This is a genomic window from Lachnoclostridium sp. An76 (assembly GCF_002161355.1).
In the GTDB taxonomy this organism is placed as follows: Bacteria; Bacillota; Clostridia; order Lachnospirales; family Lachnospiraceae; genus Mediterraneibacter; species Mediterraneibacter caccavium.
In genome coordinates, this window is the sequence record NZ_NFHL01000001.1 from 772,930 (window position 1) to 796,523 (window position 23,594).

24 protein-coding genes, 1 tRNA gene and 1 pseudogene are annotated in these 23,594 nt (G+C 50.0%); 9 read left to right on the forward strand and 17 right to left on the reverse strand.

Annotation, left to right across the window (positions count from 1 at the left end; all coding sequences use genetic code 11):
- Positions 1-26 precede the first annotated feature (26 nt).
- From B5G27_RS03515 to B5G27_RS03535, 5 genes are all read right to left on the reverse strand, one after another.
- A complete protein-coding gene (locus B5G27_RS03515) occupies positions 27-545 on the reverse strand; it encodes a hypothetical protein (RefSeq protein ID WP_087177575.1) in 519 nt (172 codons plus the stop codon).
- Positions 542-1,246, reverse strand: a complete 705-nt coding sequence (locus tag B5G27_RS03520; protein ID WP_087177576.1) for a hypothetical protein — start codon at positions 1,244-1,246, stop codon at positions 542-544. The genes B5G27_RS03515 and B5G27_RS03520 overlap by 4 nt, the downstream gene beginning before the upstream one ends.
- Before the next feature lie 68 nt (positions 1,247-1,314).
- Positions 1,315-3,027, reverse strand: a complete 1,713-nt coding sequence (locus B5G27_RS03525; RefSeq protein ID WP_087177745.1) for a helix-turn-helix domain-containing protein — start codon at positions 3,025-3,027, stop codon at positions 1,315-1,317.
- A gap of 531 nt (positions 3,028-3,558) precedes the next feature.
- Positions 3,559-4,428, reverse strand: a complete 870-nt coding sequence (locus B5G27_RS03530; protein ID WP_087177577.1) for a DegV family protein — start codon at positions 4,426-4,428, stop codon at positions 3,559-3,561.
- Positions 4,429-4,559: 131 nt separating this feature from the next.
- Positions 4,560-5,135: a DapH/DapD/GlmU-related protein gene (locus tag B5G27_RS03535; protein WP_087177578.1), complete on the reverse strand. Its 576-nt coding sequence runs from the start codon at positions 5,133-5,135 to the stop codon at positions 4,560-4,562.
- A gap of 224 nt (positions 5,136-5,359) precedes the next feature.
- On the opposite strand from B5G27_RS03535, the gene B5G27_RS03540 reads away from it, so the two are divergent.
- A tRNA-Trp gene (locus B5G27_RS03540) sits at positions 5,360-5,430 on the forward strand.
- A 718-nt stretch (positions 5,431-6,148) separates the two neighbouring features.
- Here the strand turns inward: B5G27_RS03540 and B5G27_RS03550 are convergent.
- From B5G27_RS03550 to B5G27_RS03560, 4 genes are all read right to left on the reverse strand, one after another.
- Entirely contained in the window at positions 6,149-6,610 is a 462-nt protein-coding gene (locus B5G27_RS03550) for a hypothetical protein (RefSeq protein WP_087177579.1), read from the reverse strand.
- Positions 6,576-7,544, reverse strand: coding sequence for a DNA/RNA non-specific endonuclease (locus tag B5G27_RS03555; RefSeq protein ID WP_087177746.1), 969 nt, complete (start codon positions 7,542-7,544; stop codon positions 6,576-6,578). The genes B5G27_RS03550 and B5G27_RS03555 overlap by 35 nt, the downstream gene beginning before the upstream one ends.
- Before the next feature lie 96 nt (positions 7,545-7,640).
- Complete coding sequence (locus B5G27_RS15935) at positions 7,641-7,793, reverse strand: hypothetical protein (RefSeq protein ID WP_162611176.1); 153 nt, start codon at positions 7,791-7,793, stop codon at positions 7,641-7,643.
- A 137-nt stretch (positions 7,794-7,930) separates the two neighbouring features.
- Positions 7,931-8,725, reverse strand: a complete 795-nt coding sequence (locus B5G27_RS03560) for a Uma2 family endonuclease (RefSeq protein WP_087177580.1) — start codon at positions 8,723-8,725, stop codon at positions 7,931-7,933.
- Positions 8,726-9,110: 385 nt separating this feature from the next.
- On the opposite strand from B5G27_RS03560, the pseudogene B5G27_RS17005 reads away from it, so the two are divergent.
- The 4 genes and pseudogenes from B5G27_RS17005 to lepB form a co-directional block, all read left to right on the forward strand.
- A pseudogene (locus B5G27_RS17005) lies at positions 9,111-9,278 on the forward strand (helix-turn-helix domain-containing protein); the annotation flags it as partial.
- 100 nt (positions 9,279-9,378) lie between these two features.
- Positions 9,379-10,467, forward strand: a complete 1,089-nt coding sequence (locus tag B5G27_RS15940) for an ABC transporter permease subunit (protein WP_162611177.1) — start codon at positions 9,379-9,381, stop codon at positions 10,465-10,467.
- A gap of 55 nt (positions 10,468-10,522) precedes the next feature.
- Positions 10,523-11,425, forward strand: a complete 903-nt coding sequence (locus B5G27_RS03575) for a sensor histidine kinase (RefSeq protein ID WP_087177582.1) — start codon at positions 10,523-10,525, stop codon at positions 11,423-11,425.
- Positions 11,426-11,505: 80 nt separating this feature from the next.
- Positions 11,506-12,069 carry a signal peptidase I gene (lepB, locus tag B5G27_RS03580; RefSeq protein WP_087177747.1) on the forward strand — a complete coding sequence of 188 codons (564 nt, stop codon included), beginning with the start codon at positions 11,506-11,508 and terminating at the stop codon, positions 12,067-12,069.
- Between the two features lie 60 nt (positions 12,070-12,129).
- Here the strand turns inward: lepB and B5G27_RS03585 are convergent, their stop codons facing one another.
- The 5 genes from B5G27_RS03585 to B5G27_RS03605 all read right to left on the reverse strand — a co-directional run bounded on the left by B5G27_RS03585 (position 12,130) and on the right by B5G27_RS03605 (position 15,554).
- Positions 12,130-12,348, reverse strand: a complete 219-nt coding sequence (locus B5G27_RS03585) for a hypothetical protein (RefSeq protein WP_087177583.1) — start codon at positions 12,346-12,348, stop codon at positions 12,130-12,132.
- Positions 12,327-12,752, reverse strand: coding sequence for a hypothetical protein (locus B5G27_RS03590; protein WP_162611178.1), 426 nt, complete (start codon positions 12,750-12,752; stop codon positions 12,327-12,329). Before B5G27_RS03590 ends, B5G27_RS03585 begins: the two co-directional genes overlap by 22 nt.
- 145 nt (positions 12,753-12,897) lie before the next feature.
- Complete coding sequence (locus tag B5G27_RS03595) at positions 12,898-13,572, reverse strand: hypothetical protein (protein ID WP_087177585.1); 675 nt, start codon at positions 13,570-13,572, stop codon at positions 12,898-12,900.
- Positions 13,573-13,745: 173 nt separating this feature from the next.
- Positions 13,746-14,729 carry a D-isomer specific 2-hydroxyacid dehydrogenase family protein gene (locus tag B5G27_RS03600; RefSeq protein WP_087177586.1) on the reverse strand — a complete coding sequence of 328 codons (984 nt, stop codon included), beginning with the start codon at positions 14,727-14,729 and terminating at the stop codon, positions 13,746-13,748.
- 33 nt (positions 14,730-14,762) lie between these two features.
- Positions 14,763-15,554, reverse strand: a complete 792-nt coding sequence (locus tag B5G27_RS03605; RefSeq protein ID WP_087177748.1) for a Cof-type HAD-IIB family hydrolase — start codon at positions 15,552-15,554, stop codon at positions 14,763-14,765.
- A gap of 329 nt (positions 15,555-15,883) precedes the next feature.
- Between B5G27_RS03605 and pdaA the strand changes: the two genes are divergently transcribed.
- Positions 15,884-16,759 (forward strand): delta-lactam-biosynthetic de-N-acetylase, encoded by an 876-nt coding sequence (gene pdaA, locus B5G27_RS03610; protein WP_087177587.1) that lies wholly within the window; start codon positions 15,884-15,886, stop codon positions 16,757-16,759.
- Between the two features lie 28 nt (positions 16,760-16,787).
- Positions 16,788-16,928 (forward strand): hypothetical protein, encoded by a 141-nt coding sequence (locus tag B5G27_RS15945; protein ID WP_162611179.1) that lies wholly within the window; start codon positions 16,788-16,790, stop codon positions 16,926-16,928.
- Between the two features lie 180 nt (positions 16,929-17,108).
- On the opposite strand, the gene galE is transcribed toward B5G27_RS15945, so the two are convergent.
- Positions 17,109-18,125 (reverse strand): UDP-glucose 4-epimerase GalE, encoded by a 1,017-nt coding sequence (galE, locus tag B5G27_RS03615; protein WP_087177588.1) that lies wholly within the window; start codon positions 18,123-18,125, stop codon positions 17,109-17,111.
- Positions 18,126-18,277: 152 nt separating this feature from the next.
- A complete protein-coding gene (locus tag B5G27_RS03620; protein WP_087177589.1) occupies positions 18,278-19,204 on the reverse strand; it encodes a nucleotidyltransferase family protein in 927 nt (308 codons plus the stop codon).
- A gap of 259 nt (positions 19,205-19,463) precedes the next feature.
- Here B5G27_RS03620 and B5G27_RS03625 point away from each other — a divergent pair, with 259 nt between their 5' ends.
- Positions 19,464-20,996 (forward strand): MerR family transcriptional regulator, encoded by a 1,533-nt coding sequence (locus B5G27_RS03625; RefSeq protein WP_087177590.1) that lies wholly within the window; start codon positions 19,464-19,466, stop codon positions 20,994-20,996.
- A gap of 3 nt (positions 20,997-20,999) precedes the next feature.
- On the opposite strand, the gene B5G27_RS03630 is transcribed toward B5G27_RS03625, so the two are convergent.
- Positions 21,000-21,788 (reverse strand): sulfite exporter TauE/SafE family protein, encoded by a 789-nt coding sequence (locus B5G27_RS03630; RefSeq protein WP_087177749.1) that lies wholly within the window; start codon positions 21,786-21,788, stop codon positions 21,000-21,002.
- 209 nt (positions 21,789-21,997) lie between these two features.
- Between B5G27_RS03630 and B5G27_RS03635 the strand changes: the two genes are divergently transcribed.
- Positions 21,998-23,461, forward strand: coding sequence for an arylsulfatase (locus tag B5G27_RS03635; RefSeq protein WP_087177591.1), 1,464 nt, complete (start codon positions 21,998-22,000; stop codon positions 23,459-23,461).
- The last annotated feature ends 133 nt before the right edge of the window (positions 23,462-23,594 follow it).

Consider the following 23,594-nt stretch of genomic DNA (forward strand, 5'->3'; position numbering starts at 1 on the left):
AAGGGATACATGGCAGACATCCCGCGCTACCTCCACCTCGCGGTAAAATCCCTTTGCCGTGATATCTGCTTCCGTCGTCCCGTTCCCCAGCTCTCCGTGCTCATTGGCAGATGAAGCGCTGCCTTGTCCGGCGTGGTCACGTAGACCGGCTCCCTGCTGCCCTGTTCCCCAAAGCCGGCCGCCCCGTCCGAACGATCCGCCCCGTCTGCTGCCTTCCCGGCCGTCTTACTGTCTGCATCTGTACCGTCTGTCCCGCTTCCGGCTGCGTTTCCTCTGTCCGTGCTCCACATACCGTTACTCCACGTGTCAGTGTTCCTTCCATCCTCCTGATAAAAATCTACTCCGTTTTCTACGGCCGTGACTGCTGCCGTAAAGAACCCAAAGCACAACAACGGCAGGAATGTCCGAAAGATTTCCCCCGCTTTCTGAGGTTCCATTTCCACATAAGTGTATTTTCTTCCCGCATATTTCTGGCAGAGCGCCCGCACCTGCCCGGTCTCTTCCTCTGTCAGGCTTTTCTTTGACAGATAGATCCGTCCGATCACAAAATACCCCTGTCCTTCCAGGATCCTGCGGATCTGATCCCTGCTATCCTGGAGAGGCCGCCGCTGCCTGACAGCGCGCAGCGGATCAGGTAAGCCGCGCATGCCCCGATGACCCACAGTCTGGTCTCTGTATAGTAAAAGGAAGTACTGTTTTTCACATAATCCAGATAGTCTCCATGGATTTCTCTCTGCCTGTGCGCTGCGTCCTCCGAAGCTTCCTGCCCGGAGAGTACCAGGCTGATCCCCTCTTCCTCCTCCACGGACACAATGTCATTATAGTACCAGGTGCTCCGGTGTCCCTTTTTATCTTCCGTCACCAGGCAGTCCGCTGCAAAAAACCCTGCAAACCACCCTGTTTCATACTTTCTGATCTTCGCTGCATACAGTTTCCCTGTCATGCTGCTGTGCCACTTAACCGCTCCCGCCAGCGGCAGTATCGTAAAGATCGCAGTGCTGAGCACCCCTTTGAGCAGTGCAGTCAAAAACGCATATCCCCTGCTCCCTCCGAGAGCTGCATACCGATCCCCATCCGGACCCGCCGCAAAAAGTATGGCGTCAAGCACACTGACTGCAAAAAGAAACAGTACCACGATCAAAACTGTCAGGCTTCGGTTTTTCCCTTTTCTCCCCTCAAATCTCTGCCGGAAATTTCCCGGGACCGGATCACAGATAAAATCCGGCCGTCTTGTCATCTCTTCCATCGCTGTCCTCCCGTATCTGCTCTGACTGATACACTGTGGATCTCATTTTCCGACCACACTGTTCTATTCTAATATGCTTCTTCCCCGGGCACGAAGAAATGGTAATCCTCATTCCCCGCCGTATCCCGTTCCATTGCCATTGCCGGGGCATCCAGCCCCACCGCGGGATCCGTATCAAAGCCCACCCAGGCGAGCAGATACGCCCCCTCGCCCTTCATGATCCGGAACGTAGTCTCCATCTCCGATGTGGAAGTCTCCCCGCCGCCGGAATCGCTGCCATAAGTAATCTTCTCTTTGACTCTGACCGCGCAGTCATAACTGTCCCCTGCCAGAAGTTCCATATGGAGAATCTGGCAGTCCACATCCACGCCGTTCACCGCCAGAAGCTTATACCGCTCCTCCAGCCCGCATCTCGCGATCCAGAATATGTCCTCCTCATCTGTCACAACCCTGATGCCGCCATAAGCATCCGACTCATACCGGCTGAGCGCAGGATCTTCTCTGAGTGTCTGCTTCATCCTGTCCCGGAGCGCTTCCCCGTTTTCCTCTTTTGACGGCGTCTCCGCGCTCTCCATATCCGCCCCGTCCGGCATAGCTGTCCGTGTAAAATATATTGGCGCTGATTTTTCCATTGTCACCTTGCAAAGGGCTATCGTGCCGGATTCCACTACATCTGTAACATCTCCCACCACACAGTCGTCCAAAAGCACAAGGGTCCACTGAGGAAGCCCGTTCTCGCAGAGAGCGATGGCAAGTGTCCCGAACTGTACGCAGTCATCCACTTCATAGACCTGCTCTCCATCTGACGGCGATACCACAGTAATCCCCTCCGGGCCGGTGGTCAGCTCCCATCCCGCGGTGTTCTTCCCTTCCGCGCTCCATCCGCCCTGTACAACATTGTAGACATAATAGGTAGTGATACCGCTCCCCCTGTCTCCGTAGGTCATGACATACTGATGGACCTGTCCGTCATCCGGGGACTGGTAAGTCACCGCGCAGGCGTCATCCGCCAGCCACTGCAGTTTCATATCCGCCTCGGCTGTATAGGGAAACGCATCGGACATCCGGGCAAACCAGAGGATCTGGTTCTGATAAGTAGTCACCCTGCCTGTGCTTCTCTCATACTTCAGCACCGTCATATGCCCGTCCGGCGAAATGCTCAGGATGCTCTTCCTCGCCTCCGGCCGGACAGCAGTACAGATCCCTGCCGACAGCAGAAGGACCAATACAACCGCTACGATCCCCACGCACAGGATGCGCTGTTTTTTATTCCGCAGAAGAAGACAGAGTCCGCAGGCAGCCATCAGGATGCTGATCCCGAAAAACAGGTACGGAAGCCAGTCAATGATGTACTCAAACGTGCTCTGTCTGCTTACATACAGATAGGCCGCATGCATGCACACAGTCAGCACCAGGGGAAGGAAAAGCAGCCCCGCCAGGATCCGCCTCACAAGCTTTTGTCCCGGGTGTTTTCCCGGGCAGGGGCTCTCACAATGCTCCATGTTTCCGCTCATCATCCCCGGCGCTCTCATTTCCGGCTCCGGCTTGTGCAGGGAGATTCCTTTTCTTTCCTCTGCATACTCCCCGGCGAGCAGCTCATCCACGCTGACTTCCAGTATCTCGCTTAACTTCTTCAGCATACTGACGTCCGGCATCCCGCCGCCGGTCTCCCACTTTGACACAGCCTTATTCGTCACTCCGAGCCGTTCCGCCAGCTCCTTCTGCGTCAGCCCTATTGCTTTTCTTCTTTCTGAAATAAACTGCCCAGTCCTGTTTTCCATCCTGCTGCCTCCTCTGATGTATTTTCCTCTTCCTGACATAGGTATCGAAAAATTTCCGTTTTCCGGATTTTTCATACATCTTATCCCAAGGCCTGGGGTTTTGCAATACACGCGCTGATGACCCCAGTCCACGGAGCGTAGAACCGGCGGAATAGCGGCATTTAATCTGTATTTGTGGGGGAGCCTTCCGTCTTGAGCAAAACCAGAAAACAGCGAAGCGCCTTTTTCGAACACCTTTCAGCGCGGGGATATGGGTGGTTGAGGCGACTTCGGAATGAAGCTTAGTATAACTAAAAATCCGGAACTATGCGTTGAAACTGGCAGGGGGGATTGTCTGAGGCGAAGCCGAGTTGCCGCCTGCCAGTTTCTGCTTTTAGCATAGTTCCGGATTTTGTAGTTATACTTGCCTCATGGAGCGGAGCCGAGGCCAGCCATATCATCGAGCTGAATACGTCTTCTATAACCGCGCTTCACTGTTTTCGTCCATTTAGCCAATCAGCTGGCTCCCCCGCAAATACAGATTTCATAATCTTAGCGTTTCTTCCCATAGGACACCAGCCCTACCACTCCCGGTCCTGCATGTGTCCCGATACTCGGGCTTACATCATTGATGATGACATTTGTAAAACCAAGCTCTTTCACCATATCTGCCACACTCTTTGCCTCATCATAGCAGTCACCGTGGAGCACGCACACCAGCCTGTCTTTTCCATAATGGTCCAGGTCCAGGGATGCCTCCATTCGGCTCACCAGAGTTTTAAGTGATTTCTTGCGTCCGCGCACCGTACCGTCGGACTTCAGCTCTCCTGTGGAAGTCACGGCCAGGATGGGCTTGATGTTTACAAGGCTGCCCACCACAGCCGTAGTCTTTGAGACCCTCCCTCCCCTCTGAAGGTGGTTCAGGTCATTTACTGTAAATGACACATTGACATGCTCGCGCTCTTCCATGAGCACATCATATACCTCGTCCATCGTCTTTCCTGCTTTCCAGAGCTCCACCGCGCGATAGACAGATACACCCTCCCCGAGCGACGCGTTCAGGGAATCGAATACAACGATCCTGCGGTCTGGATAGTCTTCCATAAGCTCGTTTGCCGTCATCATGACATTGTTACAGCTCCCACTCAGCGCGCTGGAAAATGCAATATGCAGGATATCTTTTCCTTCTTTCAGGATCTTCTCAAAACGCTCCCGGATCACTGCCGGATTGTTTGCCATGGACTTCGGCAGCTCACCGGTCCTCATCGTCTCATAAAATTCATGGGGCTCCATATTCAGTTCATCCCCGTAAACCGTATCGCCAAACGCGTAATACTGGGGAATGACTGTAAGATCGTTCTCTTTAATGAATTCAGGCAGAACGTCTGAATTAGAATCCGTGGTGATCACATAATCTGCCATAATTTTCCTCCTGTTCATCTCGTTCATTTTTATCGGACAGACTGTCCCGCATCGAAGACCATTATATCAGGACGGCAAAAAAACAGCAAGGACAGAGGAGCAAAATCTCTCCTCTTCCCCTGCTCTCAGCATCACTTTTCACGATCGATATATTTGATCACTTTTGCCGGGACTCCACCGACTACAGCTCCTTTTGGAACGTCCTTGTTTACCACAGCACCTGCGGCGATGACCGCATTGTCGCCCACAGTTACTCCCGGAAGGATTGTCGCGTGGGAACCGATCCACACGCCGTTTCCTATATGGATCGGCAGCGGATAATTACTGCTCCGGTCATCAGGCCTCTGCCCGTGATTGATCGTGGCAAATACTACATAAGAACCGATCAGCACATTATCCCCTATATATATCCCTCCGTGATCCTGGAAATGGCATCCGCAGTTGATAAATACATTCTTTCCTAAGTAAATATTTTTCCCGCACTCCGTATAAAAAGGCGGAAACATGGAAAATGAATCATCAACCGGTTTTCCTATGATTTTTGAAAACAGCCGTCTCATCTCTTCCGGTTCATGGTATGATCCATTGAGCTCTGCTGTCTCCTTCAGGGCTTCCGCTGCAAGTTCATGCATCAGTAAATGCATCTCTGACCTGCCTGTGACAGGATTGCCCCGGCGCAGATATTCTAAAAATCCTTCTCTTTCCATAATGTACAACCTCCATTGACAAGTATAGCGCTTTATATTATGAAAATCTAATATTTAATTTCTATGTCTTACTATTACTAAAACAAATGAATTCACGATAATCCTGTTATCAATTGCTTTTCAATACTATAAAATACTTACAAATTCAGAAAAGAAAACACTTGACAAATCTCACATCCCCAAGTATACTGAACGAGTGGCTTGCAGATAACAGGTCGCGATACAGGGGATTGGTCAAATGGTATGATAGGGGTCTCCAAAACCTTTGGTGGGAGTTCGATTCTCTCATCCCCTGCTCCAGGAAGTGCCGGAAGCCTTGATTGTTCAAGGGCTCCGGCGTTTTTCATTTTTTGAAAAATTCCTATGTAGTCAAACAGGAATCATTCCTAAAATGAGATAGCATTTTCAATCTGCTTTTCTTTATTTTTCGTTGTTTTGTTGCTGAAATAATAATTCTTTTTTTATAACTGCTCTCCTCTGTAAATACAAATACTGTAACAGCATGAAATAAAAAAGTACGACAAGTTGTGTATTATTTTGGAGTGTAACGTTGAAGATATTATGACACACTATCCAGATGATAATGTCTTTTGATTTATAATAGCCCTGTAAATATTCTTTAATCTCAATCCGTATTTGACAACACAAATTCTCTTTGCTAGAATAATAATAGAAAAGGCACTACCGATAAGCGGTTAGTCCAAAAGTCATTTAGTTACAAAAAGTAACCGTATACCTTTGGCGAGGGCGGTTACTTTTTTGTGTGATTTATGTATGCAATCAGAATCGTAACAATAATACTAAGTATCATCAGTACGAGGGAGAGCATTTCAAAATCGCTCATAAGTTTGCCCTCCTTTCCGCAGATTTCTCTTTACAGAGATTTCTATGTAATCAGAGGGTTCAGTCCCTCTGTCGAAGGACTAACCGCCTACCGTTTTTCTAGCAGCGCCTAATTTATTTTACCAAAAGCATTATTTTCTAACAAGGGATATTTTAAGGACGGATACGAATTAAACAGAAAAGAGTTCAGATAGGCTGTTGAATTCTATAAACCTGTCCCACAATTCATCATAATTCCTGAACTCATAATATGTATCTCCAACCTTAAAATATCGCCCCGGGCTGATCGTCAGCATTTCTCCGTCTGTAAAATAGATCGTGTAATAAGACACCGCCCCGCTTGTCAGCGCTTCCTTTTCGTCCACAGCACTGCCGAGCTCCACCTGAGCCAACAGCTCTATAAAACCGCTGGCTTCATCTTCCGAAAAAGTATATGAAAATCCTCCGTCTTTTCCGCCTGTAGTTCCCGTATGCTCGATCTTATCGATCTCAGATATATCGATATCTGCCAGATCAATGTCCGGCCCCTGCTTTCCGCAGCCGGAAAATACGCCCATAACAAAAACCAATGTAAGCAAAACAGCCCAGGCCCATCCCCTACGGCCTGCATTTCCCGCACGGATCAAATCCATCTTCGATCAGCTCCTCTCTTGTCCCGGTAAATCCACTCTTGTTTTCCGCTTTGATATCATCCACGCTGGAGCACTCCGGCTTATGGAATTTCTTCGTATTTTTATTCAGGATATAGGTCTGTTCCTTCGGCTCCTGATCTTCTCCGTTTTCAGCATCGCTGTCATCCGCTGCGCTGATATCAGCAGTTTTTTCATTCCCGCTGTCTGTGTCTGCCCAGTTGGCACCTGTCGAGTAGTCGATGATGATCTCAGGCTGCACATTGTAGACATAGATATTAAAACAGATGCCCGCACCGCCGTCTTCCACGGACTCCGCCTCCATCTGCACCCCGGAAGCCACCAGGTCATCTCCCTCAAACACCGGGGTGACCCTGTACATCACATGATTGTCCGTTTCCTGAACATACTCTGCCACCATATTTTCGAACGGAAGCATCCCCTCTGTATTCATATACCTTGTCCCGGTAATGAGATTTTCCTCATTCGCATTTTCCCCGGAGAGCTGAAAACCGATGAGATGACAGCGGTTATACACATAGCCGCCGTCCACGATGTCGTATTCTCTGTTCTCCCATCCGGTAGGTTCCACCTCGCTGATGTCTTCCCGTTCTCCGTCCGGCATCAGGTCTTCGCCAATGCATGCCTCTGCAGTTCCGCACCTTCCGAGGGGATCCAGCTCACTGTATTCCTCATACGATTCTGTAGTCAGCTCTGCTTCTGTAAATTCCGGCTCATTGTCATTGATCTCCACATAGGGCACGCCATCGTATTCCGGCACTTCCGCAATCGTATCCGCGGACTCTGCCTGAACGGCAGGGTCCGGGACTCCCGCTGTGCCCGTCCATGTCCCGTCAGCTGCGCCGCACGCAGTCAATGCCGCCGAAAGACAGAGCACTGCGCCTGCCGTCCAGACCCTGTATTTTTTATCAAACATCCTTATCACGCTCTTCTTCACAGCGTCCCCTCCTTAAATCCCCTTATTATCTTATGAGTCTTCCCACCCCGGAGCCGCCTGTGTCAAATTTCAGCGTCAGCGGCGCTTACCGCCCTGCTCCGGTCTCCTGACCGGTACTCTCACCGGGACAGGTTCCGGGATCAGCCCCGGGATGAGACCGTTTAAGATCTCCTTTAATTTCTTTCCGGCTCCACTGTTGATCATTCTATAATAAACTTCCATTCTCATTGTTTCTCCTCCTGAAAAATCCTTCTGTGTGTTACAGTGTGGATTTTAGCAGAAGTATTCAGACTTGTCAGTGATTTTATCACTTATTTTAGAATTGTTTATTTTTCATTCACAAAAGTGAAAATTCTGTGTCTTTCTTACTGTTTCCTCTCATACAGGAAGCGTACCTGTTCATACACTTCCGCAAAATCGATTTCCAGCTCACCGCCCCATATCCCTACAGGAACTTTCGCATCAAACCTGTAGAGCACCGGATATTCATCATGTTCAAAATCATAGACAATGACCGTCTTTCTTGCGGGATCGATCATCCAATACTCCCTGACGCCCGCATTCAGATACTTGTTCAGCTTGATCACAGAATCCTTCTTCTTCGTTGACTTTGAGAGCACTTCAATGATAAAGTCCGGGGCCCCGTACACGCAGCGCTCAATGATCTTATCCCTGTCGCATACGATGACCACGTCCGGCTGGACCATTGTCTTATTATCGCAGTCCAGCTGAACATCAAGAGGCGAGATCATGGGGATACATTTTCCGCCCTTCCCCAGCACATGCTGCAGCAGTTTACTGTGGATATATCCTCCGATGATCTGATGGACCGATGTCGGCGCAGTCATGTCATAGATCACCCCATCGATCAGCTCCGCCCTGACGTCGTCAGGAAGGGCATAGTAATCATCCAGGTCATACATCCCCTGCCGCTTCACCCCATATACGCTTTGCGCTTCCCGCACCATCCCCGGCCAGCTGTCAGCAGTATCACTGCCAAGTACTTTTTCCAGAGCCATGAGAGTCTCATATCTGGGAGTCAATGTGATCCCTCCCAGGACTTTCTGCACGGTTCCGGCAGGAATGCCGGACAGTTCCGCGATCTGTGCATATGTATATCCCAGCTCTCTTTTCCGCTCCTGCATTTCCTTGATCGTCATTGCCTCTCTCCCCTTCCTTTCTGTAAGTTCCTGTCTTCTTTCTAAAACAAAGATAACATGTTTTTATCCATATTTCAACCACTTTTATCCATTATAAATCCATTTTTATCCATTTTATGGATTGTTCATGGATAGTTTGTCTTTTATCTGAGAAGCATTCCCCATATCCTGTCTGCTGACCGGTTTTTATGTTTTCTTGAATTTTCCCCTGCTCCTGTTACAATAGAGATGGCCCGCTTCGGCGGCCCAAGGATTGACATGTTAACGGAGGCAAAAAGTTATGAGTACGATCCTCATCGTTGATGATGATGTTTACATCGGAGATATGCTTGCAGAGATACTGACAGAAGAAGGATACCGGACTGCAAGGGCCTACTCGGGCACAGAGGCTCTGTTACTGGACAGGATCAGCGAAGATACTCCCGACTGTACAGAGAGCTCTCTGAAAGTACATGTCAGCAATCTGCGGAGAAAGCTGAAAGCGGTTGACGGAAACGACTATATCGAAGCTGTCTGGGGGATTGGATTTAAGTTGAACGAGGAAATACGTTAAGGAAATATCTTAACTGTTTCTTTACCTTTTTCTTTACCGCTTTCTTAACCCCTGCCTGGTAGGATCATCCTTGTAAACATTATTACAGGAGGTTTTATTTATGGAGTATATTCTGACAGCAGAATCTCTGGGCAAGCAGTACAGGCACTTCAAGGCCCTGGACAGCTTCTCCATCCATGTGCCGAAAGGCTCTATCTATGGATTTGTAGGGAAAAACGGCGCGGGAAAGACAACTTTCATCCGCCTCATATGCGGGCTGCAGGAGCCAACGTCCGGCAGCTATACATTATACGGGGCAAAAAATACGGATCCCGGCATCACGAAAAGCCGCCGGAGAATGGGCGCTGTGGTTGAAACGCCTTCCATCTACCTGGATATGACTGCGGAAGACAATTTAAAGGAACAGTACCGCATCATCGGTATGGCTGTGTTTGGTCTCTATATGAAGATCATGGAATATATCTCCACACAGCAGTATTTTTCCCGGTCCCCTGCGCTGCACTCCATGCTTTCTATATATGCCATGGTCATCGGTTTTCTGACAGCTGCCTTTGTCAGCCTTTTCGTGGGGACAGAGTACAGCGACGGCACGATACGCAACAAACTCATCATCGGGCACTCCAGGGCAGCGATCTACTTTTCCAACCTGATCACCTGTTCTGCGGCAGGACTCTTTATGTGCCTTGCCTACCTGCTCCCGGCAGCCGCGGCGGGAATTCCTCTGTGCGGGATGGAAACCGCGGATTTCCGGTATATCGTCAGCATGTTTCTGTGCAGCTTCATCATGACGCTGGCTTTCACATCCCTGTGCACTCTCGTGGGGATGCTCTGCCAGAACAAAGCGGTAACAGCGGTGGTCACGATCCTCTCGGTATGCCTGCTCTTTGTGGCGTCTATCTATATATCCGCCAGGCTGAGCGAACCTGAGACGTACCAGGAAGTCACCGCCCTCGCCGGGGACGGCTCTGTCACAAGTACCAGAGACGTGCCGAACCCGGGCTATCTGCGCGGCACCCAGCGGCAGATCTACGAATTTCTGGATGGATTCCTGCCCACCGGGCAGTCTGTCATCCTCACCCGCGGCGACCAGGGATCACCATTCCTTCTCATGTCCGCCTATTCCGCGGGAATCACAGCCGCAGCGACAGGGATCGGGATTTTCCTGTTTCGCAAAAGAGATATAAAGTAGCAGCCGCAATATTCCATTCCGGCTGCAGGATCCGAACATAAAAAGGAGTTGTAACATGGTATTCTGGCTATGCTGCCTGACCGGCATTCTCATTACGATCGTCATCCTGCTTACACTTAAGATCCATCTGCTGAAAAAATCAGCAGATGAGATCTCGGACGCCTTTTCTGACCGCCTCACGTCGGACAGCAATGTGCTGATCGATCTTTCCAGCCGGGACAGGCATATGAGAAACCTTGCTTATACCATTAATAAAGAGCTGAAGAAACTTATAAATGACAGGCATCGGTATCAGCAGGGCGACGCCGAGCTGAAAAATGCCGTCACCAACATCTCCCATGACCTGAGGACCCCTCTCACTGCGGTCTGCGGTTATCTGGATATGCTGGACAAAGAAGAGCAGGGTGAAAACTCGAAAAGATATCTGAAGATCATCCGGGGACGCACGGAGATCATGAAGCAGCTCACAGAGGAGCTGTTCCGGTATTCCGTATTCACTTCTGTCTCAGACGGCACGCCAAGTGAACCGGTGATCCTGAACAGCGCTTTGGAAGAAAGCCTGTCCGCAATATACACTTCTCTGAAAGCGGGCCATATCACTCCTTCAGTCACCATGCCGGATGTCAAAGTAAAACGGATGCTCAACCGCAATGCGCTGTCCCGCATCTTTGGCAATATCATCAGCAACGCTGTCAAGTACAGCGACGGGGACCTTGAGATCACTCTGGAAGAAAACGGAAGGATCACCTTCTCCAATCACGCGGAAAAACTGGACGAGATACAGGTGGGGCGTCTCTTCGACCGCTTCTACACAGTGGAGACCGCCTCCTCAGGATCAACCGGGCTCGGGCTCTCCATCGCCCGGGCGCTGACGGAACAGATGGGCGGCAGCATTGACGCAGAATATGAGGACGGGATGATACTTATACATGTACATTTCCCAAAGCATCTGTTATAATAGCAGGGTCAGCATACAGGGGTTTCTGTATGCTGACCCTGAATTTACTGAAATTTACTGATACGAAAGGATGGATCCACATGGCACATAAACAGGATATACAGGCTGATACAGAGGAAAAGACTTCGGTCGGGAAAGAACTGTTCCAGTGGGTGCTTGTCATCATCGGCGCAGTCATCCTGGCGTTTCTGATCGATACCTTTGTGATTGTAAACGCACAGATCCCTTCCGGATCCATGGAAAATACGATCATGACCGGCGACCGGGTATTCGGGAACCGGCTTGCCTACAAATTCAGCGATCCAAAACGGTTCGATATCATCATCTTCAAATATCCGGATGATGAGAGCCAGCTCTTTATCAAGCGGATCATCGGGCTCCCCGGAGAGACCGTAGAGATCCATGACGGGAACATTTATATCAATGGTTCTGACACCCCGCTCGAAGATGTGGATATCAAAGAACCCATGGAAGGAAGCTTCGGTCCTTACACCGTGCCGGAAGGCTGCTACTTCGTCATGGGCGACAACCGGAACAATTCCAGGGACTCCCGCTACTGGGAAAATACCTTCGTCTCAGAGGATGAGATACTGGGCAAGGCAGTGCTCCGGTACTGGCCGCTGAATGAGATAAAGCTTCTGTAAATATATTTCAAAAGGCATCTCCACGGAGTCGCTTCCATGGTGATGCCTTCTACTATATATTTATATCTTTTTATTAAAATATTCCTGACTGACCCTGAGCTGCTTTTTCAAGATCATCTTCCACATAGCCGGATGGATCTCTCCGCTCCCCTTTGATACCTTTGTACGCCGCACACTCCCGTCATCATCGATCTTTCTGTAAAAGTAATGGTCCGTGTCCTTGTACAACTCCCATCCGTCTCTTTCGCAAAACCTCTTTAGTTCTTTCCATCTTGGCATACGATGTCCTCTCCCAGTTTTTTGGGATCATCCGTTATCAATGCCTTAAACACATAAGGAACATGCCCTTTTCGGTTCGGCGCCTTGCTGTAAAGCTGATATTCATCATAATATTCCATCGCATATTCCATAATAGCCTGTCCCATACATAATCTGGCTTCCGCTTCCGATGGTGCATTTTCCACCAGATCGATCTCATTTAATGATAAAGTTACTGAGCCGTCTGATTCTGTATACTTTTCTGCTGTAAATATATATATATCGAGGATCTCCTTCATGGTTTCAAGGTTAGAGAGCCACATCCTGTCTCTTGTCCGTTTGATCAGTTTCGGTTTGTCATGCATAACAGAATCTACGACTGAGCTCCATTCTTTTCTGACATTTGTAGCATTTTCCATCAGCATTTCAATCATCTCCTTTATTCCCCCATTATACTAAAAATGTACACTATGTCAATAGTGTACATTTCAACCTTTCCATCCCCATGTTATTATAATGTCGTAACAGTTCAGCCCGATGGCTGAACCGTTACATTATATCATCTGTCCTTTATTCTCCCCCGGCATCCTCGATCAGCATGGAATCCAGCTTATCCATATCTTCCTTATCAATCTCAAAATCCGCTCCGCCTTCTTTGGTGACATGGAGGACAGCATCCTCTGCTTCCCCATAGAGCATCCCTGCATCCATCTGGCCTTTGAGCACATCATAATAGATCTGGTAGATTTCTCTCTGCATCTCTTCATCTGTCGGCATCTCAGCGCCATTCATCACACTGTCAGTCACCTGATCGGCATACGCCTGCGCCTTTTCCTGAAATGCCGCATATGTATCGGGGAACAGCGTGACCGGCTTGACTTTAACAGTTACACTGTAGACATTGTTTTCTCCGCGCACCGGCTCTCCCACTGTATAACTGACACTCTTCGCAAGCTCGCTGAACAGTTCCCTGTATTTCGGCAGGAGCTCTTCCGGCATGTCCGACGTCTCAAAACCTTTCATCGTAGCGTCCAGATTATCCTCGAAGATCTGCTCCGCCTCTTTCTCTGAGACTCCTGTGATCTCCACATACTTGTCCGTCTTATTCCTGTAAGACACATCCAGCACTGCCTGCACATATTCTCCTGCGTCAAACCGGTTCATATACAGATACGCTCCCGCCGCGGCTGCAGCGACAAGGACAGCGATCACCGCCGCGATGAGAATGATCCTCCTCTTTGTCATATCCTTCCTCCTTCTTTCCAGGCGGCGCCTGCACAGACTGGAATACCAAAGGCAGACACACCGCACGTACTACTGTGATCTGCCACAGTATAGCACTCTGTGTGAAAGAAAAAAGAAGAATCCTGTCGCTGCTGACAAAATTACTGCCTCATCGTCTTAACATTTATCCTGTCTCACACGACCGCCCAGGGATCTTCCTTCCCTTCTTCCCGCAGGATGCAGCTTTCTATGGAATGCTTCACCATATCGCTTACCGCCTGGTCTGTATAAAACGCCATGTGAGGGGTAACGATCACATTCGGGAACCCTCTGAGGATATACAGGTCGCGCTTGCTGAGCACGTCTGATTTCCTGTCATAGTAGTACATGCCGAACTCATCTTCGATCACATCCAGCCCTGCTGCTCCGACTTTTCCGGATTCGATCGCCTCTATCAGCGCTTTTGTATCGATCAGCCCGCCCCTTGCCGTATTGACAATGACGACTCCGTCTTTCATCCTGCCGAACGCCTCTCTTCCGATCAGATGGAAATTATCCTCCGTCAGAGGCATATGCAGTGTGATCAGGTCGCACTCTCTGTAGATCGTATCCAGGTCTGCGTACTGTGCGTGCTCTTTCACAGCATCATTCTCATATTTATCATAAGCATAGAGCTTACACCCAAAGCCTGACAGGTCGCGGATCACCGCCTGTCCGATCCGGCCGGTCCCCAGCACACCGACAGTCAGATTCGGGAGTTCTCTTCCCTGGATGCCCGGAAGGGAAAAATCATTGATCTCCCCTCTCTGCATGATCCGCTTCATCTTTCGGACAGACATCAGCATCAGCATGACCGTATAATCCGCCACGCATTCCGGGGAATAAGAAACATTGCTCACATGGATGCCAAACTCCTTTGCCGCCTCGATATCCACATGGTCATACCCGATCGTCCGGGTAGAGATCATCTTTACTCCGATGTCATGGAACTTCTTCATCAGTTCCCTGTCGATCTTTGACGTAATGATCGTCACATATTCATACCCCTCTGCCAGATGCGCATTTTCCAGAGTCGGGGCGTCCGTGCAGATGCCGAGCTCCACCCCGTACTCCTTTGAAAATTTCTGAAAATATTCCGCCTCGTCAAATTCTCTGTAATTATATGCAAAAATCTTCATCTCTTCTGCCTCTCTTCCTGAAACTCACTGGTTTTATATCAGTCCGTAATGTCTCATCGCATGGAAAATCCCGTCTTCCTCTACTGTCTTTGTCACATATTCTGTATATGGTTCCAACACCTCCGCATGTTCTCCCATTGCCACTGCATGATCCGCGTATTCAAACATCGCAAGGTCATTGCTGCTGTCCCCGAATACATACGCCTGGTCCTTTGTAAAACCGAGTTTCTCTACGATAAACTCACATGCTGTCGCCTTGGAATACCCTTTCTGGATGACTTCGTAAGCATTTCCGCCCCTGTCCATTGCCTCCATATCCTCATCGATAAATGCAAGGAATGATCCCAGGTCGCTCTTCCCATCCGCATAGATAAACAGCTTATCATAGATAAAGTCTCCCCGCTCCATGGAACATTCGATCCCCATGCCTTTCGCCCGGAAGTAGCGCCTCGTTGTCTCCAGCTTATCGAAACGGCTGATGCGCTCCGGAAAATACACGTCTTCCGGACCTTCTGCCACTCCACCGAGACTGCATTCAAACATTTTCTCAATGACCGCTCTCCCGCGTTCCCGGGAAAGAGAACGCTGGAACAATATCTCATCATGGTAAACAATGCACGTCCCGCACCCGCACAGATACCCGTCAAAGGGAAGGCGCCGGATTTCTGCCGGGATGCTGCACACAGTCCTCCCTGTATTGATGAACAGGAGATGCCCCGCATCCTTCGCTCTCCGGAGCGCTTCAACCGCACTGTCCGGTATCTCCTTTGTAACTTCGCTCAGCAAAGTCCCGTCTATATCAAAAAATAAAACCGCTTTTTCCATTCTCTTCTCCATCCTGCTGTTTTCTATGTCTTTTTCTATGCCGTTTTCTTTGTCTTTCATCAGAAAGACCGCGTTCACGGAAAAAGCACCGCAGTACATTTCTTCCGCAAATACGGTCTCTGATTTTGTTTTCATATGTCCGGGACAGCTCCCCTGCTGTCCTCTGCTGCTCCGGCATGAACTCTTCTACACTTCTATTATCAACTGTTCCCGGATCTTGTCAATCTTTTTCTGGATTTTTTGTGCGGATTTTCCTCCAGCTCACGGTATTTCGGGCGTTTCACCTCATATAATATTTATGAATCCCATGCTGTAAAGGAATATCTGATATGAACTGTTTTTTCAAACGCAAGATCCGTCCCTTTCTAAACAGCAGGATCCTCACAAAAAAGACCGCTCTCTGTCTCCTGCTCTTCCTTGCCTCTTACACGTTCGGGACAGGGCTCGGTTTCCTCAGCGGACAGCTCCGCACCTCCACCGCCGAAACGCATACTGACACAGGCTCCATCCCAGCTTCAGCAGAAGGCAGCTGGGGTCTGAGCTTCCAGGAAGACGGACAGCCGCCCGTCGCCAACGCTACCTTTGAAGAGCTGGCACAATATGATGCCTGGTATGCACAGGACACGGATGAAAAAGTCCTTTACCTGACCTTTGACTGCGGATATGAGAACGGCAATACCGGGAAAATACTTGACGCCTTAAAAAAGCATGACGTATCCGCCACCTTTTTCGTGGTCGGGACGTACATAGGATCCGAGCCTGAGCTGGTCAGAAGAATGTGCGATGAAGGCCACACCGTGGGAAATCACACATGGCACCACCCTGATATGTCTCAGATCGCGTCCATGGATTCCTTCCGGAAAGAATTAGAGGACGTGGAACGCGCCTACAAAGAAGTGACCGGAAAAGAAATGACCAAATACTACCGCCCTCCTCAGGGGAAATTCAGCGAGACAAACCTGCAGATGGCAAAAGAACTGGGCTATAAAACCTTTTTCTGGAGCCTTGCGTATGTAGACTGGTATGATGATGACCAGCCCACAAAAGAAGAGGCATTCGATAAACTGCTGGGGCGCATCCATCCAGGAGCAGTCGTGCTGCTCCACAGCACATCCGATACCAATGCTGAGATATTAGATGAACTGATCGGGGAATGGGAGAAAATGGGGTATCAGATACGGCCGTTGGAACAATTAAGCGGGTAAAATCTGTATTTGTGGGGGAGCCATCCTGTTGGCAAAACGTACGAAAACAGTGAAGCAGATGTATCGAAGACGTATTCAGCGCGGGGATATGGCGACGGTGACTTGGAGTAATCTGCCGGAAAGACTTAAAAGAATGGGATGCGGCGTTAATTTCAAAGCGGATGCCTGAGCCGCAGGCGAATCTTCCGCTTTGAAATTGTCCTTAGCCGTATCCCATTCTTTTTACGTCTTTCCCAGATTACGGAACCGGAACCTGAGCCATATCCCCGTCCGCCGCGAAAACGTCCTGCAACAAACCGACGGTTTTCGGATGTTCAGTCAGCAGGAAGGTTCCCCCGCAAATACAGATTTAATCCGCATATCCGTTCGGATTCTGGCTCTGCCATCTCCAGGAATCTTCACACATTTCATCCAGACCGCGCTCTGCTGTCCAGTGGAGTTCTTCTTTTGCTTTTGAAGCATCACAGTAGCATGTCGCGATGTCGCCCGCGCGGCGCGGCTTGATCTCATACGGGATCTCTTTCCCACACGCTTTGCTGAATGCTTTTACCATATCCAGTACGGAATACCCGTTTCCTGTACCGAGGTTGTACACAGATACTCCCGCTTTTTCTTTCAGTTTTTCCACCGCGCGCACGTGTCCGATGGCAAGGTCTACCACATGGATATAATCGCGGACTCCTGTCCCGTCATGTGTATCATAATCATCACCGAATACACCCAGGCACGGAAGTTTACCGATCGCGACCTGTGTGATATACGGCATCAGGTTGTTCGGGATCCCCTTCGGGTCCTCGCCGATCAGTCCGCTCTTGTGCGCCCCGATCGGGTTGAAGTAGCGGAGAAGGACTACATTCCACTCAGGGTCTGCTGTGTGCAGGTCTGTCAGGATCTGCTCCAGCATCCATTTCGTCCATCCATATGGATTCGTGCATGTGCCTTTCGGGCACTCCTCTGTGATCGGGATGAATGCCGGATCTCCATATACTGTGGCGGATGAGCTGAAGATAATGTTCTTCACGCCATGATCTCTCATCACGTCGCAGAGAGTGATCGTGCCGCCGATATTATTTTCATAATATTCAAGCGGTTTCCGCACAGACTCTCCCACTGCCTTAAGCCCTGCAAAGTGGATCACGGACTCCACATCCTCTTTGTCAAACACTTCGTTTAACCCTTCTTTGTCACGGATGTCTACCTTATAGAATCTCAGGTCCTTCCCTGTGATCTGCTTTACTCTATCGAGCGCTTTCTCTGACGCGTTATACAGATTGTCAACGACTGCAACGTCATACCCTGCATTTAAAAGTTCTACACATGTATGGCTTCCGATGAATCCGGCGCCTCCGGTTACTAAGATGGACATATTGTTTTCCTCCTTCACTGATTCTGTGGCCCCCGCCGTACACAGCGGTCTCTTTGTTTCTTTCTGTGCACATTATAGCACGGAGCTTTCGGAAATTCTTTATATTTTTAGTTCATCTTATGGTAAAAATGTTGCACGCTTTCTGTTCTTTCCTACGCCTCTCCCCACAGTTCCTGCGGATACAGCCCCGCGTCTTTTAATGACTGTACAGCCGCTACAACAACCGGCTTATCTTCTTTGTATGTGACGCCGTACCATTTATCCTCTGATTCCAGCACCTTTACCGTCGCCCGACCTTCCTCGAGAAGCCCGCTGACTACTGCCGGAAGGAAATACTCGCATTTCAGAGGATTCTCTTTGAGCCCTTTCTCAAGGAATGCCGGGAAGCCCGCTTTGATCTCATCCAATATACTGTGTGTGAATCCCCACATATTCATGGATACAAGAGTATCCCCGTCAATCTCTGTCCATGTCCGGCCGTCGTCCTCAGAATATTCGATGCCCCCGTTCCTCTTTTCGATACGCGTGCGCTCCGTTACGCTGACAAGCTCGTTTTCCGCATTCAGCCCGCATACTCCCCTTGCGACATGCCCGTTGTCTGTCACGGTATTTTTCAGCCGGTAGCCGACCATTGTGTAGCGGTATTTATTATCATCCTCGTGAGTGGTAAGGTAATCATAAATCGTCTGGAACGCATGGCGCCCGTAATAATCATCCGCGTTGATGACCGCGAACGGTCCGTCGATCTCATCGATAGCGCTTAAGACCGCATGGGCTGTGCCCCACGGCTTCACACGCCCCTCCGGGATCTCAAATCCTTCCGGGATATTTGTAAGCTCCTGGAAGACATATGCCACTTCCATTACTTTTTCGATCCGCCTGCCGACAGCCTCTTTAAAGTCTGCTTCATTTTCCTTTTTAATGATAAAAACAACCTTTTCAAATCCTGCGCGCTTTGCGTCATAAATTGAGAAGTCCATAATGATATGCCCTTCCCTGTCCACCGGGTCGATCTGTTTCAGACCGCCGTATCTGCTTCCCATTCCTGCCGCCATGATGACTAAAACCGGTTTCTTCATTTTATCTTTCCTCCTGCTGAAATCTTATATGCTCGCGTCCGGCAGCTTCCTGTCCGCCTTCCCGCTCATTTCCTGTTCCATTGTATGATAAACAGCCCTGTTTTTCAAGACATACACTTTTTATATACATTTTTATGATCACCGCGATCCGGGTTTTTTCTCACTTTTTACAAAAACGTTAAGGTTTCTCTTGACTGTAAATCCTGTTGACACCTTATACTCGGCACAGATAAAATAATTCCGCAGGGAGGATTTTGCTATGACGATCAAAGAAATCGAAGACCTTTCAGGAATGACCCGCGCCAATATCCGCTTCTATGAGTCGCAGGGACTCCTGACTCCAGCAAGGGATACAAACGGGTACCGGAATTATACAGAAAAGGACCTTGAAACGCTGAAGAGGATCCGGCTTCTGCGGACTCTTCATTTGAGCCTTGATGATATCCGTGCAGCCGGAAACGGGGAAAAGGATCTTGGAGATGTGCTTTTAAAACATCTAAGTTATTTAAAAGAAGAGCAGAACAGACTGAGCCAGTGCCTGAATGTATGCGAGCAGATGTGCCGCGACCATGCGGCTTATGACACATTTGACGCACAGTATTATCTCGACATGATGGATATGCCGCAGGGCAGCGCGCCCCCGGAGCTTGAGAAAGACACTGTCCCAAAGGTGACCGCTCCGTGGCGCCGGTTCTTTGCCCGGGAGATCGACCTTACGCTGTACAGTCTGCTCTGGAGCGCCTTTCTGACTCTTGTGATCGGCGTCAATATCGGTGACAGTTTCTCTTTAGACACATCGGTCACCTTTTTGATCCTGAGCACGGTCGGCAGCCTGTTTATAACAAACCTTATTGTCCTGCTTGTCGAGCCTTTGTTCCTGACATTTACCGGGACTACCCCCGGCAAGTTCTGTTTCGGACTGAAGGTGGCAGCCCTCGGCGGGAAGAGGCTTCCTTACCGGGAAGCGCTCCACCGTACGTGGGATGTACTTTGGAAAGGCTACGGATTCCACATACCGGTCTACTGGCTCGTGTGCATGTACAGATCTTATAAGGCATGCACAAACGAAGAAATATTATACTGGGAAGAAGACTCTGTACTGAGCCTGAACAAAGGCAGGCTCCCTCTGGGGATCTGCGCTGCGATCGCGCTTCTCCCTTTCTCACTCATATTAGAAGACACGCTGAACCAGTACGCAGCGATCCCGGACAATACAGGAGATCTCACAGTAGTAGAATTCTGCGAAAACTTTAATGACACCCAGGAATTCTTCGGCATTGAGCGCCAGCTGAACCTGCCCCCTTCCATCACATCCGGTCTCGCGGGGATCCCTGATTCCGCCCTTTATCTGGACGCTCATGCGAGATGGACGAAGAAACCGGGCACTCCATATATCAATCAGGACGGAGACTACGCGCCGCTGCCTGAATTTCAATTCACAGAAAAGGACGGCATCATAACCGGCATCCGCTTTTCCTATTCCGTGGAAAACGAGAATGTCAGGATCTCGTCCTACGGAGAGATCATGGCGCTTGCCGCTGTCTCCTATATCTGCGCCCAGGACAGCTACTCGATCCAGCCGGATACACCGGAGGAGATCTTCTCCCGCATCCGGGAACATGGGGACTATTTCGAAGATTTCAGCTTTGCCGATGCCGGGATCTCGGTGGAGTGCGATTTTAACTACGAAGGATATGATCTCGTCTTTGACAGCTATGGTTCTGCAGTGCTGGAGCCCATATACGGCGAAGACGCCCGGTTCAGCGCAGAGTTTTCCATGTCTGCCCGCTGACCGTCACGCCATGCCGAATTTTACGGCATTATATATGTTGATGCCGATGATCACTGCCATCAGGGCGATAAACAGTTTGTTGACCCCTTCTTCGCTGATCTTTTTATTGACCTTGCTGCCGAGTGTCCCGCCAAGTATCCCGCCGACTACCATAGCGGCAAGGTATGCGGCGCTCACCTTCGGGACGCTCCCTGTGGCACAGGTCTGGATCAGGCTTGTGATCTGCGAAAACATGATAATATACAGGGAGCTCAGTGCCGCCTCCTTTGTGCTCATGGAAAAGAAATACGCAAGCACTACCAGGTTGATCGGTCCGCCCCCAATACCGAGGAAACTGGACATCACTCCCAGCAGGATGCCGATGACAACACAGAGCCAGATCTGCGTATATGTTTTCGTCCTGATCCTGTGCTTAAATACCGTGTAGATCAGTGTACCAAGAGTTACCGCGATCAGGACAATTGCCTGCGTCATCCCGACTACCGCTTCGTTCCCGACTGCCGCTTTGAGAGACTGGAACATCGTCTTCCCGATCACTCCGCCCGCAGCAGCCCCCACTGCCAGCCCGGTGGCGATGCGCAGGTCGAGCTTCGCTGCCTTTGACCGTACATTTTTATATACAGACACCACAGACATGGCAAGGACTGTACATCCTGACAGGAAACTGATGGCGCTCACGCTCATGATGCCTGTCGCATCCAGCACAGGCTTGATGATAACTCCTCCCCCGATCCCGCAGATGGACCCGGCAATGGAGGATAAAATACTCACTGCAAAAAAAACAATTACCATTCCCATAACTTTTCTCCCTTCTCCTTTGTCACTGTGATTCTATCTTACATTATTTTCGTCCTTTCTGCCACACACTTTTCCCGTCTTCCCGTCTTTGCGCCTTATCTCCGTAAACGCTTGCTTTTCATCCGTATTTGTATTATGGTGGATACAGAGCTTACACCGATGTACTGCTCTCACGATCATCTACCTTTAAGGAGAAAAAGTTTATGGACAAAAAACCAAATATCATCCTGATCATGACAGATCAGCTGCGCGGCGACTGCCTGGGCTATGCAGGGCATCCCGATGTAAAGACACCGTATCTTGACACCCTCGCCTCAACAGGGGTCATGTTTGACCGCGCCTACAGCGCGTGTCCCAGCTGCATCGCAGCCCGCGCTGCGCTGCACACGGGCATGGAACAGAGCCATCACGGACGTGTAGGGTACGAGGACGGAGTCCCGTGGAACTATGAGCATACGCTTGCAGGCGAGCTCTCAAAAGCCGGTTATTATACGCAGTGCGTAGGGAAGATGCATGTCCATCCGCTCCGCAATTACCTTGGTTTCCACAATGTAGAACTGCATGACGGATATCTGCACTCCGCCCGGTACGGCAGCGTCCCATACCGTGAATCCCAGTTTTACGCGGACGACTATTTCTACTGGCTGAAAGATCAGCTCGGCGCCTCCGCGGATGTGACAGATACCGGGATCGACTGCAACAGCTGGGTCGCCCGTCCCTGGACCCACGAAGAAAAATATCATCCGACCAATTGGGTGACAGACCGGTCGCTGGATTTTCTGAGGCGGCGCGACCCGAGGCAGCCGTTTTTCCTGATGGCGTCATACCTGAGACCTCATCCGCCTTTTGACGCTCCCCAGCACTATTTTGACCTGTACAGCGGGAAAGATCTGCGTCCGCCATTCGTCGGTTCCTGGGAAACCGATGAATACTTAAAAAGAGACGGCAGAATCTTTGACTCCAAAACCGGTCCGGCCGATCCGGAGCTTATGAGGCAGGCACAGATCGGCTATTACGCTTGCATCACCCATCTTGACCATCAGATCGGACGGCTCATCATGGGGCTGATCGAACATGAGATCTACGAAGATACTGTGATCCTCTTTACCTCTGACCACGGGGAAGAGCTGTGCGACCACCATATGTTCCGCAAATCCCGTCCCTATGAGGGGAGCTGCCGGATCCCCCTGCTCTTCCGGGCAGGCAGCGGCACAGGCATCACTGTAAAGAGCGGTCAGCGCTGCCACAGCGTTGCCGAGCTGCGGGATATCATGCCGACTCTCCTTGATATCGCAGGGGCGGAAATCCCTGATTCCGTGGACGGGAAAAGCCTCCTTCCCCTTGCGGCAGACACAGGAGAGACTGTCCGCGGCTGGCTCCACGGAGAACACTCCTACGGCGATTTTTCCAACCACTGGATCGTCACGGAGCATGACAAATATATCTGGTATCCGGAAACAGGACAGGAACAGTACTTTGATCTTTCAGCAGATCCCCACGAACTCACTGACCTTGCAGCCGAGCCCGGCTGCCAGGCGAGGATCAGCCAGCTGAGAGGGTATCTGATCCAGTCCCTGAAAGACCGGAAAGAAGGCTTTACTGACGGGGAAAAACTTATCACCGGCCGGCCGTATCCGCCTACTCTGGAAACGGCATCCATGCCATAAGGCAGGCATATCGGATCACACAATATATCTATATCGGCCACAGCTCAGAAAGGGGCTGTCGGGAAATAGATAGTCCAAAACAGGGGCAGTTGTGACTCGCATGAGTCACAACTGCCCCTGAAATTTATCCTGT